Origin of the sequence: Micrococcus luteus (assembly GCF_022664405.1) — a bacterium.
GTDB classification, from domain to species: domain Bacteria; phylum Actinomycetota; class Actinomycetes; order Actinomycetales; family Micrococcaceae; genus Micrococcus; species Micrococcus luteus.
This window is the reverse complement of sequence record NZ_JAKRLB010000047.1, coordinates 1-1,297: the sequence shown is the minus strand read 5'-3', so window position 1 is coordinate 1,297 and position 1,297 is coordinate 1. Positions and strand designations below refer to the sequence as shown.

Here is a 1,297-nt window from a genome sequence, read left to right as displayed (position 1 = left end):
ATCCGCTCTCCACTGCCGACGTGTCCCCTCGGGCACGTCACTGATCTTCCTCGCCCAGTCCTTGCTTGCCATCGCCCATACCTCCAGTGATTCCGAGAGGGTGTTGCGACGACCGATTGAATCCACCCCCTATCCCACGTTCAAAAGCGCTCATTCCCCCGACATCACGTTCGAAAGTCCGGGGAGGAGGAGGCGTCGCCGTCGTGGGGCCGGCTCAGCGGCCCACGGTGCCGAAGCGGGAGGCCACGGGGGCCGTGAAGGCGGGCTTCAGGAAGAACCAGGCGGCGGCGGTGACCGCCACGCTCACGAGGAACACCACGAGGCCCCACGCGTCGGTGGCGCCGCCGCGCGAGGTGTACATGTGGTTCAGGTTCGTCAGCAGGCCCGTGAAGGCCACGAGGAACACATGCACCAGGATGAACGCCACGAAGAAGACCATCACCGGGAAGTGCACCTTGCGGGCCACCTCCATGGGGAACGCCTTGTTCAGTCCCTTGGCCTCCGTGGGGAACCACGAGGACATGCGCCAGCCCGTGAGGGCGGCGAGCGGGGCGGCCACGAACACCACCAGCGCGTAGGAGAGCATCTGCAGCGCGTTGTAGTGCACCCAGCCGTTCTCCGTGGGCCAGTCCAGGGACAGGTATTGGATGCCGGCGGACAGGGCGTGCTGGAACACGTGCGGGTCCGTGGGCACGATCCGCGCCCAGTGGCCGGTGACGATCAGCAGCACCACGAAGATCGCGCCGTTGAGCAACCACAGCGCGTCGAGGGCCTGGTGCATCCAGATGGTGAGCGAGAACTTCTTCGGGGTGTTGCCCCGCGCGGAGAACAGGCCGTCCTTCGTCGGCGTGAAGTTGGCCGGAGGCCGTGTCTCGTGGCGGATCTGCAGGCCCGTCCGGATGATCAGCACCATCAGGAACATGTTCAGGAAGTGCTGCCAGCCCATCCACCAGGGCATCCCCTCGGGGGTGCCCTCGGGCAGGACCGGGTGCCCGTCGTAGGTCGCGATGAAGTCCGCCACCGGGTCCAGGCTCCGCAGCCAGCGTCCGGCCAGCACCGCGAGCAGCGCCAGCACCACGACGCCGGCCACCGCCGGCAGCGCCTTGCGCAGACGGGACGGGGCGGCGGACTCGGCGGCGTCCGTCTCCGCGGCCCGAGCGGGCGTGCCGGCGACGGCGGCCAGCGTCTCCGCGCGACCTCCCGCGGCCTCGATGATCCACGCGGTGCGTCCCTCCGCGCCGGTCGGCCACCGCCACGGACGGTGCCGGCCGTGGGCCGCGTCGTCGAGCAGGGCCAG

General features: G+C 69.4%; 1 protein-coding gene. It reads right to left on the bottom strand.

What is annotated here, in order from left to right; genetic code table 11:
* Window positions 1-214: 214 nt before the first annotated feature.
* On the bottom strand, window positions 215-1,297 hold the full coding sequence (locus MF605_RS11850; protein WP_339328588.1) for a cytochrome b/b6 domain-containing protein: 1,083 nt from the start codon (window positions 1,295-1,297) through the stop codon (window positions 215-217).